The following is a 15,620-nucleotide window of genomic DNA, read 5'->3' as shown; positions in this document are numbered from 1 at the left end:
TCGACAGTCTGTCACTTCGCGGCCCAAGATTTCCCAGCCGCGGACAAGATCCCCTTTCTGTCCGATTGCCGATTTCATGGGTAACCGTAGCGGTTGCACGCACCTTATGCACGTGCATTCGCTCTTGCACCTGCACGGGAGTTTGCACCATGATGATCGCTGTGCAGTCCGCCCACACCGCGCTCTCCCGGACCTCCTGGACGGCGCTCGACTGGTGGCCCCCCGTCGGCTGGTGGCCCGATACGGCACGCGATCTGCTCTCCGGATCAGCGGCCATGGCGAGCGCCACCTTCGTGCTTCCCCCGCAGGCGGAGTCGGTGCACTCCGCCCGCAGCTTCGCCACGGGGACACTCACCGGCTGGAAGCTCACCGACCTGGTCGAGAACATGGAGCTCATCGTCTCCGAGCTGGCCACCAACGCCTTCAGACACGGCCTGCGCCTGGCCGAGTCACGCGCCAAGGAACCCATCAGGCTCTCGTTGCTACGCCGGGGAGGCCTGGTCACCTGCGCGCTCAACGACCCGGGATCGGGTTTTCCCGCGCTGCGCGATCCGTCACCCCTGGACATCGGCGGGCTCGGACTGCACATCGTCGAGTCGCTGAGCGTGCGCTGGGGCTGGGCTCCCCTGGCCCCCTACGGCAAGATCGTCTGGGCCGTCCTCGGCTGACGCCCCCGTAGTACCCCCGCCAAGACCATCCCGGACGGCGCCGCCTCTTCCCTCATTGGCGCCGGCCGGTCCCGGGCCCGTGACGCACCCCCGCGAGCGGCCCCGGGACCGGCCAAACCCGTGCCGATCCCGGCCTCCCGCCCGTCGCCGATCCACCGCCGATCCACCGCCGGCCCGACGGTGACCTGGCGGTGACCATGTGCTGACCTGGCGGTGACACGGTGAACATCCTGTGAACCTGTCGCATTCTGCGCGGTGCGTCCCCTGGCGACGCCCTCTGCATTACCGTGGATGTTCATGGCTCACGGAGAGTCCCCGTGTGAGATTCCTGCAGAGAGCTGCGAGATGGACGATCACCTGCTCGGCTGGTTGAAGACCCTCGACGAAGAACGGCTCACCCGAATCCTGGCCAACCGGCCGGACGCCATCGCCGCACCGTGGCCGCGGCGCCTCGACACCCTGGCGCAGCGGCTGGGCAACGGATCCGCGATCTCCGCGGTCATGCGCGCTCTTCCACTGCCCTCCTTCGAGGTCGCGCAGGCGGCCCTGGCCCTGGGCGACCGCGTCGACCTTGAGACACTGGCCGGGTTCATGGGCGTCTCGGAGGCCGAGACCGCCCCCTGGATCGACCTGCTGTCCGACCACGCCCTGGCCTGGCCCGACGACGAGGGACGCATCCGGCTCGCCGGGGGCCTGGCCCGCTGCTGGACGGCCCCGTGCGGCCTCGGCGAATCGCTGGCCCACTACCTGAACTCGTGGACCGTCAGCGCCGACGCCCTGCGCGCGCTGGCCAGGGCCCTCGGCCTGCCCAACGGCCAGAAGCGCCAGACGGTCAGCAAGATCATCGAGGTGCTCTCCGACCCGGGCCGCCTCGCCGCCCTGCTGGAACGGGCTCCCGAGGGAGCCAGGAGACTGCTCGACGAGTTCGCCTGGGACGGCCCGTCCCGTGGCGTCGACGGCGGCCGGTTCGTGGTCCCCGGCTCCCCGGAGAAGTGGGCGGGCGACCACGGCCTGCTCTTCCGGCCGAGCTGGAACACCGCCGAGATGCCCAGGGAGGTGGCGCTCGCGCTGCGCGGGGCCGACTACCACCCCCCGTTCACCCCCGTCCCGCCCGACCTGGCGACCGTCCCCGTCGACCCCGAGGCCGTCGACCACCTGATGACCCTGGCGGCACCCCACGTGGTCGAACGCTGCGCCGCGATGCTGGAGAACACCGCGAAGATCCCGTTGCCGCTGCTGAAGGCGGGCGGGGTCGGCGTACGCGAGGTGCGCAGGCTGGCCAAGGACATCGGCTGCGACGAGGACGAGACCCGGCTGCTGCTGGAGATCTGCGCGGTCGCCCGGCTGCTGGCCTGGGACGACACGGCGGGCGGCCTGGTGCCGACCGAGAAGTTCGACCGCTGGCGGCTGGACGACGCGGCGGCCAGGCTCCGGGTGCTGCTCGCCGCCTGGTGGCGCATGGAACGCTCGTCGCTGCGCCGGATCGACGGCAGATACGGCACGGTGCTCGGCGACGACCCCGCGGGGATCATGGTCGCCCGCGCCAGACGGGCGGTGCTGGGCGTGCTGGCCCGCCTGCCCGCCAGTACGGCGTGCGCCGACCAGGCCGGGCTCGTCGAGGCGGCCCACTGGCACGCCCCGCTGCTCGAACGCCCGCTGCTGGGCGAGTGCGCCCCCGCCGCACTTGAGGAGGCCAGGATGCTCGGCCTGGTCGCCTACGACACGATCACCGACCTGGGGCGCGCGCTGGCCGCGTTGCAGACGGCCGGTGACGAGAACGACGACTCGGTGCCGCTCGTCGAGAACGACCCGCTCCTGGTCGAGTGCTCGATCAGGGCCCTGGCCAGCGTACGGCGCAGCGCGCTGTTCGGCGCCGACCTGACCGCCGTGGTGACGGGTCCCCCCTCCGCCGAACTGGCCGAACTGCTCGACCGGACCGCCGACCGCGAGTCCAGGGGCGCCGCCTCCGTGTGGCGCTTCAGCCCGGCGAGCATACGGCGGGCGATGGACGCCGGATGTTCCGCCGACGACCTGCTGGCCGATCTCGCCGAGGTCGGCACGGTGCCGCAGCCGCTCGACTATCTCGTGCGCGACATCGCCAGGCGGCACGGCGAGGTCACCGTGACCACGGTCGCCTGCATCGTCCAGGCCTCCGACCCGGTGCTGCTGGCCGAGATCGCCGGTCACCGGCGGCTGGGCAGGCTGGGGCTCAGGCTGCTCGCGCCGACCGTGCTCGCCAGCTCCGTGCCCGCGGCCAAGACCCTGGCCGCGCTGCGGGAGAACGGTTACGCCCCGGTCCCGGTCGAGGACACCGGGGAGATCACCGTCCGCCGTGCCCGGATCGAGGAGCCCCAGGGCGGGCGGCTGATCCTGCTGCCCGGGGGGCGGGTGGCCGAGTTCGAGCAACCGCCCTACCCGGTCCTCGACACCCCGCCGGACCCGGGTGAGCACGCCAGACGGCTGCTGGCCACCGGGGACGGCGCCCGGGGCAACGGCAGGACGTGGGCGGTGATCGGCCGCATGGCCTCCCGCCTGCCCACCGCCCAGCAGTCGCTGCTCGGTTTCGTGGTCGACCGGGGCGTGCGGGCCGCGATCACGCTGGCCGACGGACTGACCGCGACCATCAGCCACGGTGAGCTGCGCGGCGGGACACTGGACGCCTGGTGCGAGGAGGCCGGCGACTATCTGGAGTTCCCGCTCGCCGACATCGTCGAGGTCCGCGGCACCTACGTCTGACACCGCTTCTCCGACAGTCCAGGGCGAATCGGGCATCTGCACGTTCGCCTGCACGTTCGGCTGCACGATTCTCACCCTGTGACGAGCGCGCGCACGGCCTTTCTGGCGCGCGCCGGACCGTACTCGGCGACCAGGGCCGTCATGTGCTCGGCGGCCAGCGGCGCGAGCAGGGCGTGGGCCAGGGGGTCGGCGTCGCAGCCGGGACGGGCCTCGGCGAGCAGGATCGCCACGTGCCGGTGCCAGAACCGGTAGGCGCCGATGCGGTAGCGGGCGCCGGGACTCGCGGTCTCCGACATCCTGACCAGGTCGAGGTGGGCCAGCAGATAGTCGAGGTAGGCCTCGACGAACGCGGTCAGCCGTTCGGCGGCCCGCGCGCCGGGCCCGAGGGGTGCGGGACCGGCCAGGATCGCCTCCTGCAGTTCGCGTTCCCGTTCGTCGAGGAGCGCGACGGCCAGGCCCGACCTGTCGCCGAACCTGCGGAACAGCGTCCCCTTGCCCACGCCCGCCTCGGCCGCGACCGCGTCCATCGAGACGCCGTCCACACCTCGTTCGCGGAACAGCCGCGCCGCGGCGGCCAGCACCTTCGTACGGTTGCGCGCGGCGTCGGCGCGTTCCCTGGGCGGCTCGCCCATCAGCACGCGCAGCGGCTCGTTTGACGAAGCGGACTGCGGTCCGCTAATTTCTCTCCTGTTCACACAAACGGACTATAGTCCATTTATCCTTCGGGAGGCCGTTCATGACCCAGTTGATCACCCGCGACGAGCTGAGGACCGCGATCGAGGCGGGCTCCGTAATCGTTCTGGACACCCTCGGCGGCGAGTACTACGCGCAGCAGCACCTGCCGGGGGCGATCGCCCTGGTCGAGAGCGAGGTCGCCGAGCGCGCCGCCGGGCTGCTCCCCGACAAGGACGCCGCCATCGTCACCTACTGCTCCAACCCCTCCTGCGGCAACAGCGAGGCGGTGGCCAGGCGACTGGCCGCGCTCGGCTACACCCACGTCCGCAAGTACCGCGAGGGCATCCAGGACTGGGCCGAGGCGGGCCTGCCCATCGAGTCCGGCCTGCCCGCCTGACACCCACGTCGGCCGGATCCCCTGCCTCGCCGAGGACCCGGCCGACGTCCTACCCCTCCAGGGCGACCCTGCGGGCCAGGCCGAGGGGGAGGCCGCCGGAACCCGCCAGCCTGTCGTGGAAGGCGCGCAGGTCACCCCGTCCCGCGGCCAGGTAGTCGTCCCGGATGCGGTCGATCTCCAGGGCGCCCGTCAGGTAGGACGGCGCCTGGGTGGGCCAGGCGCAGTAGCGGTCCACCTCGCCCTTGGCGGTCCCCGGGGTGAGCGTGGACCTCGTCGTCATGAACTCCTCGGCCTCCTCGACGGTCATGTCACCGCAGTGCAGCGAGGTGTCCACGATGATGCGGGCCGCCCTGAAGAGCCGGAAGTCCAGATGGGCGAGCTCCTGGGCCGCCGTGGTGAAGTAGCCCTGCTCCCGCATGACCTTCTCCACGTACAGGCCCCAGCCCTCGACGAAGTACGGCGTGCGGAACAGCTTGCGGACCCGGCGGGGGCTGCCTGCCACCCAGGACAGGTGCCAGTGGTGACCGGGGTAGGCCTCGTGGACGGCGATGGAGGGCATCTGCGCCCTGGCGTTCGTGCGCAGCCGCTGGCGGACCTGCTCCCCGGTGAAGGAGTCGGGGGTGAAGGGCACGAAGAAGTGCCCGATCCGGGAGGCGGACAGCGGCGGAGGCTGCAGATAGGAGGCGACGGCGAGGATGGGCCGCTGGAACTCCGGAGAGGGCACGACGCGGCACTCCTCCCCCTCCGCGAACGTCACCAGGCCGCGTTCGCGCACGAACCGCCTGGCCCGCTCGGTCTCGGCCTCGTACTCGGCCCGCATGTCCTCAAGGGTCGGCGCGTGGTCGTCCTGGAGCGCGGTGACGGCCGCGTGCCAGTCTTCGGTGCCGCCGGGCAGCCGAAGCGCGACCTCCCGCATCTGCGCGTCCAGTTCCTCGTAGGCCTCCTGGCCGCGCTTGAGCAGTTCGGCCGCGCCGTACCCCAGTGTCTCCCGCTCGTACAGCAGCCTGGAGTACAGCTCCTCCCCCATCCGCCAGGTGCCGCCCGCCCGGAAGTCCTCAAGGAAGACGACCAGGTCGTCGAAGGCCGCGGCGGCGGGCTCCGCCGCCTCGGCCAGGCGGGCGCGCAGCCGTTCGTCCTCGACCAGGCCGGGGACCGTCACGGTGAGGAAGTTACGCGCGGTGCGCGCCTGACCGAGCCCCCGCCTGACCAGCAGCTCGGAGGCCAGCGCCGGGTCGAGGTTGGCCCGGCAGGCGGCCAGGACGCCGGGGACCTCGGCCAGCCGGGCCACCGCCGCCTCGACCAGCTCGGCCTCGGGCGCCAGGCGCTGCAGGAACGGGCTGAACATCGAGCCGAAGACCGTGCCCACGTAGACCGCGGGGTCACGCCGCCAGGTCGGCCAGTCCTCGTACGCCAGGGCGCCCCGCAGCGTCGAGACGACGAGTTCGCGGTCGATCTCCTCCTCGAACCCCTCCTCCTGGGGGGCCCGGGCGAGGCGTTCGAGCCAGCGCCGGGACTCGCCCTCCCTGGCCAGGAAGCCCGCCTCGGAGAGGTCGCCGAGGGTCCGGTCGTAGCCCTCGGCCCCCAGCAGGGTGGCCTGGACGGGGTTGCTCTCCAGGTGCCAGGCGACGAAGTCGTTCACGAGCTCAGAGGACGTCATAGCGGAAAATCCTACTTTCGGCCCCTCGGGGAACTTCAAGGCTCGCCTGGGCCCTGCGCCTGACGGGTCCGCCGGATCACCGGTGGCCCGGGGGCGCCGTTCCCATAAGCTTCTACTGTGGGTGACCCGAAATTCGAGATTCAGATGCTCCACGACCGTGTCATGGTCAAGATCGAGCAGGAGTCAGAGGAGCGCCGCAGCACCGCGGGCATCGTCATTCCCGCGACGGTGAAGATGGCCAACCGGCTGGTCTGGGGTGAGGTCTGCGGCGCGGGGGCGAACGCCCGTTCCGTCAAGGTCGGCGACAAGGTCCTGTTCAACCCCGAGGAGCAGTACGAGGTCGAGGTGCACGGGCAGCTCTATCTCGTCATGCGCGAGCGTGACCTGCACGCCATCGCCACTCCGCAGACCGACAACGGCACCGGCCTGTACCTCTGAGCCATCAGGCGCGCCGCGCCGCCAGGACTCGCCGGACGGCGCCCATGCGTCCCGGGACGGTCCCGTACGGCCGGGCACCGCGAGGCGGCGCCCGGCGGAGCGGTCAGCTACGGGTGTAGCTCAGATAGATCTTCCTGTTCCAGTCGCGCGCCGAGACGTCGGCCAGGACCCGCAGGCCCTTGCCCTTGACGTCCACGACCACGACCTTGTAGACGCCGGAGCCGGGCAGGACGGCCACGAAGCTGCGCTCGTCCCACCAGCCGAGCAGGGCCTTCGGCTTGACGCCCTTCACCTTGACCGCGATCTTGCCCGAGCTGCGGTCCCAGACGCAGACGTCCTCGGCGTAGCTCGCCGGGCACCAGGTCATCAGCCCCTTGCCTGAGGGGGAGAAGACGTCCTCTCCTCCGCCCGGGGCGCCGGTCTTGGCCAGGGTGCGCCTGGCCGTACCGTCCTGGCCGTAGAAGCGGACGCCACCCTGGTGGGCGGCGACCAGCTGGGCGTTGTCCGGGGTCCAGCGGAACGTGGCGGCGGGGTCGACCCCGGAGACGGTCACGGTGCGGGCGGTCTTCGCGGCCACGTCGACGATCACGAACCCCGTCGTCGTCCAGCCTCCGGCCGCCTTGCGCTGGACGGTCAGGACCACCTTGCGGCCGTCGCGGGACCAGTGGGCGAAGTGGGCGACGAACGGCTTCTGCACCGTCTGGATCTTGACGGCCTTCTCCGAGACCAGGTCGGCCAGCAGCACCGAGTCGTGCCCCGAGCTGTAGGAGCTGGGCACCGCGAGCGCCTTGGTCCCGCCCGGCGCCACCGTGATCTCCTGGTACCCCTTCTGCTTGGCGAACGCCTCACCTCTGCGCAGGTAGGCGAGATTGCCGAGGGTGTAGGAGGAAACCGTTAGCGGGTCCGCGGAGCTCTCCCTGACGGTCACCCCGGTGTCGGGCAGGGTGACGTCCGCAGGCAGGGCGGCGTGGGCCGCGGACGGGGGGAGCACGGTCAGGCAGGCCGCGATGACAGCGCCACCGAGCGTTTTGTTGATTCCAGGAGTCACAGGCACGGGCGCAGCCTAGGGCGGGAGCTACTCATAGTTTGTGATCTATACCGAATCGGTTTCCCTGACAAGGGCGGCCTTCGGGAACGGACTGCCGGGATTCGCCCAAAGAGGACCGAGAAGAGGATGGTTGGGGGTGATTCCAATGGGGAACGGGAGAAATCGGAGACACGCGGGCCGGGCGGGGCTGATCGTCGCCATCCCCGTCCGGCCGGGCGTGTACCCCGAGCGCGACCGGAGGTCAGCGGCTCAGGAAGGCGCGCGCCTCGGCGATCAGGTCGATGTGGAGGCTGAGCCTCAGACCGTAGTAGACGATCACCGTCGCGGTCGCGGCGGCGGCCAGGACCACCAGGATCTTGACCGTCCAGCCCTGGCGCCCGAGCCAGGCGGTCCAGGCGGCCAGCGTCCGCCTGCCGAACTGCAGCAGGCGGTGCGCCCAGTGGAACTCCGTCGCCAGCACGGCCAGGCCCGCGAAGACGACCAGCCAGCCGGGCCCGGGGAAGGGCACCATGATGAGGCCGGCGACGACCAGCACCGATCCGATGACCCCGATGACGATCTTGAGGGTGAGGCGGCCGGTTCTGGTGGACCTGACACCGTCGAGCCAGCCGTGAATGCCCGAACGCCGGGCCGCCTCGTCCTTCAGGACGTCGGCGTCTCCGGTCTCGGACGGACGCCCGGAGGCGTCACGTTCGTCATGCATCCCGTTGGAAGTGGCCACTCGATCCCCTGGACGTTGGTTTCGTCAAAGAATAGGCGCCTTCGAGTGGATCGCGCTCAATCCTCAGCCCTTGAGCTCGGCGACGATCAGCGTGTTGCCGTCAGGATCGGCCAGGTGCAGCGAACGACTCTCGGCGTCCTCCCGCTCGTTCCACACCCGCACGCCGTACTCACCCAGACGCCGGGAGAGGCGGCCGAGGTCGGTGGTGTAGAGCACGAGCGACGGCCTGCCGCCGGATGCCCGCTCCCGGCCGGCGGCGGGCATGAGCCACACCCCGACCGGCTCCTGCCCCGGCAGCCCGACGTGCAGGTAGCGGTAGCCGTCGTCGGTCCGGTCGTGGAGCACGGCGAAGCCGAGGACGTCGCGGTAGAAGGAGAGCGCCACGTCGAGGTCGCCGACGGGCAGGACCATCCGGCCGACGGCGGAGAGCGGGGTTTCCGGTGAGGTCGCGATCACGGGAGGGACCCTAGCCGGGGTGACCGACGTTTTCCGGCCGCGACCGGGCGTTACGCGCCCTTGGGGATGACGAGACCTCGAAACAGCCCCGACAAGTCAAAGGTAAAAACCCTGGTGAATTGGGTGATTTTAGCCCCAAAAGTGGGTTAATGTCCGTCCATGTCTGAGGCTCCCCTTGTCAAGACCGTCAGTGTGAGGACCGTGAGCGGCCCCTGCGCCGTGTCCGCCATCACCGGTTCGGTCCTGCCCCGCGAGCGCCTTCGTGCCGACCTGCGTTGGGCGGCGGGTGTCCCGTCCGACCCGCACCGCTGGCTGGACGAGGAGGACGCGGCCTCCGTGGAACTGCGCGAGCTGCGCAGGTCCGACGGGCTCGGCCTGGTGGTCGAGCTCAGTTCCATCGGAACCGGTCGCGACGCCGCGACCCTGTCCAGGATCTCGGCGTGCAGCCGGGTGTCCGTGATCGCCGGAACCGGCTTCTTCGCCGGGCCGTTCAGCCCGCCGTGGGCGTTGACCGCCGACGTGGACACGCTCACCGCCCACCTGATGGACGAGATCGACAACGGCCTCGACGGGACCGGTTCCCGTCCCGGGGTGATCGGCGAGATCGGCTCCTGGGACGAGGAGCCGACCCCCGCCGAGGAGCGGTTCGCGGTCGCCGCCGCCAGGGCCTCCCTGGCCTCCGGCCTGCCCCTGGCCGTCTCCGAGCGCGGTGGCCTGCCCCTGCTGGAGATCCTCCTGTCCGAGGGGGTCCCCGCGCACCGGATCAGCGTCGCCGACGCGGGCACCGACCCCATGACCGCGCACAAGGTCGTCGAGTCGGGCGGTTACGTCTGTCTCACCTCCATGGGCGGCGACCGGCTGCGGGACGCCCTCGACCTCATCGAGGACGGCTACGCCTCCAGGCTGCTGCTCAGCAGCGGCCTGTCCAGGGTCTCCGAGATCGAGCGGTACGGCGGCGCCGGCTACAGCCACCTGTTCCGCACCCTCCTGCCCAGGCTCCGCGAGGCGGGCATCGGTGAGGGCGCCATCCGCATGATCACCCATGACAACCCCCTCCGCTGGCTGACCTGCACGACATAGGCCATGTCGATCAAGGTCGCGAACGCGCCCGTCAACTTCGGGATCAACCGGGCAGGGGGCGGTACACCGAGCCCCGACCTCCTGCTCGACGGGCTGGCTGAGGCCGGTTACGAGGGAATCGACTCGGGGCCGATCGGCTACCTGGGCACCGGCGGCGGACTGCTCGACCGGCTGGCCAGGACCGGGATGGGCCTGGCGGGCGGCCAGGTGGACCTGCGTTACGACGACGAGGACGCCTTCGCCGCCGGACTGGCCGGGCTGTACACGGCGCTGGCGATCTTCGCGAGCGTTCCGGTGGCCGACCCGCGCTTCGCCCCCCGCCTGACCCTGGCCTGTCCGCCGCACCGCAGGCGGTTCGCCCAGGGTGTCGCCCCCGGCCTGCCCGGCGAGGCGTGGGCCGACTTCGCCTCACGGGTGCAGGAGGCCGCCGACCGCTGCCGGGACCGCGGTCTCGAACCCGTCTTCCACCACCACCTGGGCACTCTCGTGGAGACCCCCGAGGAGGTCGAGAGGCTGCTCGACCTCACCGACGTCTCGATCTGCCTGGACACCGGCCACTTCTGGCTCGCCGGAGGTGACCCCGTGACCGCGCTGCGGCTGTGGGGCGACCGGATCAGGCAGGTCCACCTGAAGGACGCCAGCAGGCGGGCCCGTGACCGGGCGCGGGCCACGGGCGGCGACCTGGCCGCGGTCATCGCGGGCGACGCCTTCCCCCCGCTCGGGGCGGGCGAGGTCGACCTCGCGGGTGTCCTGCGCGAGCTGCGCGACTACGAGGGCTGGCTGGTCGTCGAGCAGGACGCGCCCGGCCCCGGCCAGGACGTCGGGCGCGCCATGGCCGACCAGCGCGCCAACCGGCTCTGGCTGAGCGCGCACGGCCTCTGAGGACGGTCCTCAGGCGGCCCCGGCCTTCGGCGGGTCGCAGTCCACCGGGCACTCCCGTGGGCGCAGCATCAGCCGTGAGCCGGGGCCGCCGGCCGCCGCCTTGTCGTCGGGGTTGATCAGCGCGCAGCGGTCGAGGGACAGGCAGCCGCAGCCGATGCAGTCGGTCAGACCGTCCCTGAGCAACTGCAGCTGCCTGATGCGGTCGTCCAGCTCGCTCTGCCAGGCCGCCGAGAGCCTGGCCCAGTCGTCGCGGGTCGGGGTGCGCTCGTCCGGCAGAGCCGACAACGCGTCCTGGATCGTCCTCAGCGGGATGCCGACCCGCTGCGAGACCCGGATGAAGGCGATCCTGCGCAGCGTGTCACGGCTGAAACGGCGTTGGTTGCCGGCCGTACGGCGGCTGCTGATCAGGCCTCTGGCCTCGTAGAAGTGAAGGGCGGAGACGGCGACCCCGCTGCGCGAGGCGAGCTGGCCGACGGTGAGCTCCATGTTCGCGGACACATTCCACTCTAACGCGACCTTCACCTTGATTGAGGTTGCGCGCTGGAATCACGACCTTTCCCCATCCGGCGTGGATCGTCCTCCCGGGGGCTCGAACCGGCCGGGGATGCGCGACACAGGCGGACACTCCCCGCGACCGCGACAATGGGGACATGACGAGAGCACTGGTGCTTGGCGGCGGAGGAATCGCGGGAATCGCGTGGGAGGCGGGCATCGTGACCGGCCTGCGGCGGGCGGGCCTTGACCTGGGTGAGGCCGATCTCGTGATCGGCACGTCCGCCGGATCGGTCGTGGGGACCCTCATGACCACCGGCGTCGACCTGGAGGAGGCGGTCGTCGCGCAGGCGGAGGCCGAGCCCGCCGCGTCCCCGCAGGTCGACCCCGAGGCGGTGATGACCGTCTTCGGCCTGCTCCACGACTCCTCCCTCGACCCGGAGGAGGCCAGGCGGCGGGTCGGCGCGCTCGCCCTCGGCACCGGGGACACCGGGGCCAGGACCGAGGAGATCGGCAGGCGGCTGCCCGTGCAGGAGTGGCCGGAGCGCCGGCTGCTGGTCACCGCGGTCGACACCGCGACCGGCGGGTTCGTGGTCTGGGACCGTCACTCGGGTGTCCCGCTGCCCTCGGCCGTCGCGTCGAGTTGCGCCGTGCCGTGCGTGTTCCCGCCCGTGGAGATCGGCGGGCGCCACTACATGGACGGCGGAGTCCGCTCGGTGACCAACGCCGACCTGGCCGCGGGCAGCTCCGCGGTGGTCGTCGTCGAGCCGCTGGCGCATCTGGAGACCAGGGAGCGCTTCGAGGCGGAGGTCACCACGCTCGGGGACGCGGCGGTCGCCCACGTGGCGCCCGACCAGGCGGCGATCTCCGTCTTCGGGATCGACATCCTCAACCCCACCCTGTGGCGGCCGGCCTTCGCCGCGGGCCTCGCCCAGGCCCCCGACGTCGCCGAGGTCGTGGCCAAGGTCTGGCGGTTCTGACCGTACGGCCCGGCGGGCGCGGACCCGTCGGGGAGGTCAGCGCTCGACGCTCCAGTCGTGACGGCCGATGGCGTAGGACCCGCCGTCGGCTGTCAGCCAGCCCGCCTTGGTGAGGGTCTCGACGCTGTGCCGTACGGCCTGCTCCGGCAGGCCGGTGGCGTGGACGATCTCCTCGACGTTCGCGGTCCTGGTGTCGACCGCGAGCACGGCCACCGCCTCGTAGACGCGGGTGTCGGTCGTGGACAGCGCCTGGACGTCCGCCTGTCGTTCCTCGCTCATGCTCCGCTCTCCTTCCCGGATCGGCTTACGGCCCCAGGACCTTGTCTCACCCCTTTCGGGCGTGTTACTCCGGGTGATCCCCGAAAGCCTTTCCACGGCCCCCTGTGGCCCCCTGTGGGCCCCCTGCGGGCCTTCCAGGAGCCCTGGCCGGGACCCGCGGCGTCGTGTACGGCCTACGCCCCGGTCCGTATGGCGACGGAGATATTCATGTTCGTGTTTCTCTGGTGTGATCTATCGACACTTCGCCCGATGCGTGCATAAACGTCCCATTGCGAGTAACGTGCGGATGACAGGGCTCTCGGAGCAGGTCTTCCCCGGTGGGACCGCGTGGATCGGCTCCCGTTGTCACGGGCCTCCACCTGCCCCGTCCCGCCTGCGCCGCACCTCTCGGCATTCCTTGTTCCCTTCCCATTGGAGCGCTTTCACGAAATTGAGTCAGATTTCGTGACACGGTTTGCATTGCGGCCATAACGTCTTAGCCTTACCTTCCCGGTATGGATCTCGAGCTCCGACACCTCAGGATCGTGCGCGCGGTCGCAGAGGCCGGGAGCGTCACCAAAGCTGCCAGCCATCTCGGGCTGGCACAGCCCGCGCTGACCGCGCAGCTCAAACGGATTGAGCGAGTGCTCGGGGGAGCTCTTTTCGAACGCGACCACAACGGTGCGCGGCCCACACCTCTCGGGGAACTGGTGTTGTCCAGGGCGATGGTCTTGTTGCCGGCCGCCAGGGAACTCCAGGAGGAGGCGGTCCGCTTCGCCAACGCCACCGGTGACATCCCCCGTTACCGGCTGGGAGCCACCAACGGTCCCATTCTCGGCGGGCTGGTCGACCGGCTCGCCAGGGCGTGGCCGTCGACACCGGTCAGCACGTACACGTCGTGGTCGGCCAGGGAGCTGACCACGATGGTGATGCTCGGCCGGATCGACTTCGCGCTCATCGGCGCCTGCGGGGAGAGCGCCCCGCCGGTCGAGGGACCGGTGGTGTGGCTGACCGTGGGCATGGACCCGGTCTTCGTCCTGCTCAACGAGGACCATCCCCTCGTGGATCGGAAGGAGGTGACACTGGCCGAACTGGCAGGCGAGAGCTGGGCGGTCACCCCGGGTGACAGTTGCTTCGGGGACTGCTTCGCCACGGCGTGCGCCCGCGCGGGCTTCACGCCGCAGACCATCTACGAGACGGACGTGGCGACATGCATGCACCTGGCCAAGGTCGGCCGCGCGGTCGTGCTGTGCCAGGCGACCTTCCAGCCGACACCGGGAGTGGCGCTGGTACCGCTCGTGGACGCGCCGCTGCGGTGGCGGCAACTGCTCGGCTGGCATCCGGAAGGCCCGGGTGCGCGAGCCGCCGCCTCGATCGTCGAGCACGCCAAGGCGGCCCACGCCGACGCGGTACGGCAGAGCGTCCGCTACGCCGCGTGGCTCGCCGACAACCCGCGTTTCGGCACCTCTCCGTGACGCGACGATGAGACATCCGGCGCGGAGCCCGCGGAGAACCCGTACCCCCCGCGTTCACCACCCGCCCGGCCAGAACGGCCGGGTCCCGACCCCCCGTCCCCGAACGCCGCCGCCCCTTTCCGAAGGGACGGCGGCGTCCTGACGTTCCGGCCCCGGCCGGGGCCCGGTGCGGCGGAGCGGGAACGTCGAGAACAATGGACGGGTGAGTGAGCTTCTTACGCTGAGCGAGGGCGCGGTGCTGACGCACCTGGCCACCAGGGCCGAGCTGACGGACGGCACGCTGCGGGCCGTGGACGACCTGCGGCTGTGGGCCCGTCTCGCCGACGGCGACGGGCTGCCGCTCGCGGGGGGCGGCACGGTGCGCACCGTGGTCGAGGCCGGCGAGCCGTACCTCACCGGGCCTGAGGGCTGGCTCTCGGCGGTGCGGCCGGAGGAGGTGGTCGCGCTGCGCCTGCGCGGGGGCGGGTTCGAGCTGTCCACCACGACGCTGGCCGGGTTCTCCGCCGAGCGGGCGGTCCGGGTCACCGAGGAGTTCGCCCAGCGGGCCTTCGAGGCGCTTCGCGCCTTCGCCGAGGGACTTGAGCCGAGCCCCGGGGTCTCGATCGACGTCGCGGTCCTCGGTCTGCTGGCCAAGGACCCCGAGACGTTCGCCGATCCGCTGCCGCCGCTCGCCCCGCTGCTGAACGGCGCCTCGCTGGAGGTCCGGGGCGGCCGGGTCGGCATCGTGGGCGCGCCGTGGGAGCCTGACTCCGTCGCCGACCTCGCCCCGCTCGACGTCGTCAGGCTGGCCCTGGTGCGCAGCGCGCTGCGCACCTACGGGGAGGGCGCCGACCTGTCGCGGGCGCTGACCTACCTGGGCCGCTCGGCGGCGGTGCTCACCAGGATCGCCGACGAGGTCGAACGGGAGCCGCTGCCCGCGCGGCTCGTCGAGGCCCTGCCGCGCACCGACCCCGCGGCGCTGCTGCTGGCCGCCAGGTCGGCCGAGGGTGAGGGCCGCTCGTTCGAGGCGTCCGGGATCATCGCCGAGGTGCTGGCGCTGTCGCCGGGGCTGGCTCCCGCCGAGCGGGACGCGGCCGAGTACGCCGCGTGCCGTACCGACCCGGGCGATCCGCTGCCCGCGCGGGCCGCGCACCTGTTCCGCGGCCTGCTGGCCTACGGAGACCGCCCGGCCAGGCGCCGCCTGATCGACGACCTGGTCGGGTTGAGCGTCCGGGTCGCCGAGCCCGCCCTGGCCGACCTGGCGCTGTTCGAGAACGACGTCGTCGGCGAGTTCCTCGACGCGCGGGGCGAGTGGCTGCGCGAGGACGAGGTCCGGCTGCTCGATTCGTGGCGCGGGACGCCGCTGCGCCTGTGGGAGGTGCTGGGCGTCCACGACGACCGGATCACCCTGCGCGACGCGGCGGACGAGGCCGGGCGGCCGGTCACGCTGGCCGACGAGCTGCTGCCCTCCCAGGCGCGTCCGGGCGACCTGATGCTGACCAGGCTGCTGGACGACGGGACCGGGCCGCACGTGTTCGGCCATCCCTTCAAGGTGGACCCGGCACGCCGGGAGGAGATGCTCGCCCTGCTCACCGACCCGGTCGACCCCTACGCGATCGCGGCCTTCTTCCGGCGCGCCGCCCGTCCCGCGCCGCCCCGGTGACCCCGGCCGGGATCT

Annotated in this window: 16 protein-coding genes; 9 read left to right on the top strand and 7 right to left on the bottom strand. The window is 71.6% G+C overall.

Going from position 1 to position 15,620, the window contains the following annotated elements; translation table 11 throughout:
• Window positions 1-149 precede the first annotated feature (149 nt).
• Both ACFOYY_RS16725 and ACFOYY_RS16720 read left to right on the top strand, forming a co-directional pair.
• Complete coding sequence (locus tag ACFOYY_RS16725) at window positions 150-668, top strand: ATP-binding protein (RefSeq protein WP_352008740.1); 519 nt, start codon at window positions 150-152, stop codon at window positions 666-668.
• A 345-nt stretch (window positions 669-1,013) separates the two neighbouring features.
• Window positions 1,014-3,404, top strand: a complete 2,391-nt coding sequence (locus ACFOYY_RS16720; RefSeq protein ID WP_386190243.1) for a helicase-associated domain-containing protein — start codon at window positions 1,014-1,016, stop codon at window positions 3,402-3,404.
• Window positions 3,405-3,475: 71 nt separating this feature from the next.
• Here ACFOYY_RS16720 and ACFOYY_RS16715 read toward each other — a convergent pair whose 3' ends face one another.
• Window positions 3,476-4,036 carry a TetR/AcrR family transcriptional regulator gene (locus tag ACFOYY_RS16715; RefSeq protein ID WP_352009445.1) on the bottom strand — a complete coding sequence of 187 codons (561 nt, stop codon included), beginning with the start codon at window positions 4,034-4,036 and terminating at the stop codon, window positions 3,476-3,478.
• 104 nt (window positions 4,037-4,140) lie between these two features.
• Between ACFOYY_RS16715 and ACFOYY_RS16710 the strand changes: the two genes are divergently transcribed.
• Window positions 4,141-4,476: a rhodanese-like domain-containing protein gene (locus ACFOYY_RS16710; RefSeq protein ID WP_386190242.1), complete on the top strand. Its 336-nt coding sequence runs from the start codon at window positions 4,141-4,143 to the stop codon at window positions 4,474-4,476.
• A gap of 49 nt (window positions 4,477-4,525) precedes the next feature.
• On the opposite strand, the gene ACFOYY_RS16705 is transcribed toward ACFOYY_RS16710, so the two are convergent.
• On the bottom strand, window positions 4,526-6,133 hold the full coding sequence (locus ACFOYY_RS16705) for a DUF885 domain-containing protein (protein WP_386190241.1): 1,608 nt from the start codon (window positions 6,131-6,133) through the stop codon (window positions 4,526-4,528).
• Window positions 6,134-6,250: 117 nt separating this feature from the next.
• Here ACFOYY_RS16705 and ACFOYY_RS16700 point away from each other — a divergent pair, with 117 nt between their 5' ends.
• Entirely contained in the window at window positions 6,251-6,571 is a 321-nt protein-coding gene (locus ACFOYY_RS16700; RefSeq protein ID WP_352008736.1) for a GroES family chaperonin, read from the top strand.
• Between the two features lie 103 nt (window positions 6,572-6,674).
• Here ACFOYY_RS16700 and ACFOYY_RS16695 read toward each other — a convergent pair whose 3' ends face one another.
• The 3 genes from ACFOYY_RS16695 to ACFOYY_RS16685 form a co-directional block, all read right to left on the bottom strand.
• Window positions 6,675-7,625 carry a TolB family protein gene (locus ACFOYY_RS16695; RefSeq protein WP_386190240.1) on the bottom strand — a complete coding sequence of 317 codons (951 nt, stop codon included), beginning with the start codon at window positions 7,623-7,625 and terminating at the stop codon, window positions 6,675-6,677.
• Between the two features lie 235 nt (window positions 7,626-7,860).
• Window positions 7,861-8,322 (bottom strand): TIGR02611 family protein, encoded by a 462-nt coding sequence (locus ACFOYY_RS16690; RefSeq protein ID WP_362910649.1) that lies wholly within the window; start codon window positions 8,320-8,322, stop codon window positions 7,861-7,863.
• Between the two features lie 81 nt (window positions 8,323-8,403).
• Window positions 8,404-8,796: a VOC family protein gene (locus ACFOYY_RS16685; protein ID WP_386190239.1), complete on the bottom strand. Its 393-nt coding sequence runs from the start codon at window positions 8,794-8,796 to the stop codon at window positions 8,404-8,406.
• 159 nt (window positions 8,797-8,955) lie between these two features.
• On the opposite strand from ACFOYY_RS16685, the gene ACFOYY_RS16680 reads away from it, so the two are divergent.
• Together ACFOYY_RS16680 and ACFOYY_RS16675 are read left to right on the top strand one after the other, a co-directional pair.
• Window positions 8,956-9,876 carry a phosphotriesterase family protein gene (locus ACFOYY_RS16680; protein ID WP_352008732.1) on the top strand — a complete coding sequence of 307 codons (921 nt, stop codon included), beginning with the start codon at window positions 8,956-8,958 and terminating at the stop codon, window positions 9,874-9,876.
• Window positions 9,877-9,879: 3 nt separating this feature from the next.
• A complete protein-coding gene (locus tag ACFOYY_RS16675; protein ID WP_386190238.1) occupies window positions 9,880-10,758 on the top strand; it encodes a sugar phosphate isomerase/epimerase family protein in 879 nt (292 codons plus the stop codon).
• 9 nt (window positions 10,759-10,767) lie between these two features.
• Here ACFOYY_RS16675 and soxR read toward each other — a convergent pair whose 3' ends face one another.
• A complete protein-coding gene (gene soxR, locus ACFOYY_RS16670; RefSeq protein ID WP_362910656.1) occupies window positions 10,768-11,244 on the bottom strand; it encodes a redox-sensitive transcriptional activator SoxR in 477 nt (158 codons plus the stop codon).
• A gap of 164 nt (window positions 11,245-11,408) precedes the next feature.
• Between soxR and ACFOYY_RS16665 the strand changes: the two genes are divergently transcribed.
• Entirely contained in the window at window positions 11,409-12,230 is an 822-nt protein-coding gene (locus ACFOYY_RS16665; protein ID WP_386190237.1) for a patatin-like phospholipase family protein, read from the top strand.
• A 36-nt stretch (window positions 12,231-12,266) separates the two neighbouring features.
• Here ACFOYY_RS16665 and ACFOYY_RS16660 read toward each other — a convergent pair whose 3' ends face one another.
• The gene (locus ACFOYY_RS16660) at window positions 12,267-12,509 is read right to left on the bottom strand and encodes a hypothetical protein (protein ID WP_386190236.1); all 243 of its coding nucleotides are present in this window, start codon (window positions 12,507-12,509) and stop codon (window positions 12,267-12,269) included.
• A gap of 494 nt (window positions 12,510-13,003) precedes the next feature.
• On the opposite strand from ACFOYY_RS16660, the gene ACFOYY_RS16655 reads away from it, so the two are divergent.
• Together ACFOYY_RS16655 and ACFOYY_RS16650 are read left to right on the top strand one after the other, a co-directional pair.
• Window positions 13,004-13,963 (top strand): LysR family transcriptional regulator, encoded by a 960-nt coding sequence (locus ACFOYY_RS16655; RefSeq protein ID WP_352008728.1) that lies wholly within the window; start codon window positions 13,004-13,006, stop codon window positions 13,961-13,963.
• Between the two features lie 202 nt (window positions 13,964-14,165).
• Complete coding sequence (locus ACFOYY_RS16650; RefSeq protein ID WP_352008727.1) at window positions 14,166-15,605, top strand: hypothetical protein; 1,440 nt, start codon at window positions 14,166-14,168, stop codon at window positions 15,603-15,605.
• Window positions 15,606-15,620 lie beyond the last annotated feature (15 nt).

It is taken from the genome of Streptosporangium jomthongense, assembly GCF_042650425.1.
Lineage (GTDB): Bacteria > Actinomycetota > Actinomycetes > Streptosporangiales > Streptosporangiaceae > Streptosporangium.
The sequence above is the reverse complement of the archived record's forward strand: the minus strand, read 5'-3'. Positions and strand labels throughout refer to the sequence as shown.

What these genes read in the sequence shown, in the direction of transcription:
- ACFOYY_RS16720 (WP_386190243.1), top strand. Translation starts at nt 1,014, where the DNA reads ATGGACGATCACCTGCTCGGCTGGTTGAAGACCCTCGACGAAGAACGG.
- soxR (WP_362910656.1), bottom strand. Translation starts at nt 11,244, where the DNA reads ATGGAGCTCACCGTCGGCCAGCTCGCCTCGCGCAGCGGGGTCGCCGTC.
- ACFOYY_RS16710 (WP_386190242.1), top strand. Translation starts at nt 4,141, where the DNA reads ATGACCCAGTTGATCACCCGCGACGAGCTGAGGACCGCGATCGAGGCG.
- ACFOYY_RS16705 (WP_386190241.1), bottom strand. Translation starts at nt 6,133, where the DNA reads ATGACGTCCTCTGAGCTCGTGAACGACTTCGTCGCCTGGCACCTGGAG.
- ACFOYY_RS16660 (WP_386190236.1), bottom strand. Translation starts at nt 12,509, where the DNA reads ATGAGCGAGGAACGACAGGCGGACGTCCAGGCGCTGTCCACGACCGAC.
- ACFOYY_RS16715 (WP_352009445.1), bottom strand. Translation starts at nt 4,036, where the DNA reads ATGGGCGAGCCGCCCAGGGAACGCGCCGACGCCGCGCGCAACCGTACG.
- ACFOYY_RS16655 (WP_352008728.1), top strand. Translation starts at nt 13,004, where the DNA reads ATGGATCTCGAGCTCCGACACCTCAGGATCGTGCGCGCGGTCGCAGAG.
- ACFOYY_RS16690 (WP_362910649.1), bottom strand. Translation starts at nt 8,322, where the DNA reads ATGCATGACGAACGTGACGCCTCCGGGCGTCCGTCCGAGACCGGAGAC.
- ACFOYY_RS16665 (WP_386190237.1), top strand. Translation starts at nt 11,409, where the DNA reads ATGACGAGAGCACTGGTGCTTGGCGGCGGAGGAATCGCGGGAATCGCG.
- ACFOYY_RS16680 (WP_352008732.1), top strand. Translation starts at nt 8,956, where the DNA reads ATGTCTGAGGCTCCCCTTGTCAAGACCGTCAGTGTGAGGACCGTGAGC.
- ACFOYY_RS16725 (WP_352008740.1), top strand. Translation starts at nt 150, where the DNA reads ATGATGATCGCTGTGCAGTCCGCCCACACCGCGCTCTCCCGGACCTCC.
- ACFOYY_RS16675 (WP_386190238.1), top strand. Translation starts at nt 9,880, where the DNA reads ATGTCGATCAAGGTCGCGAACGCGCCCGTCAACTTCGGGATCAACCGG.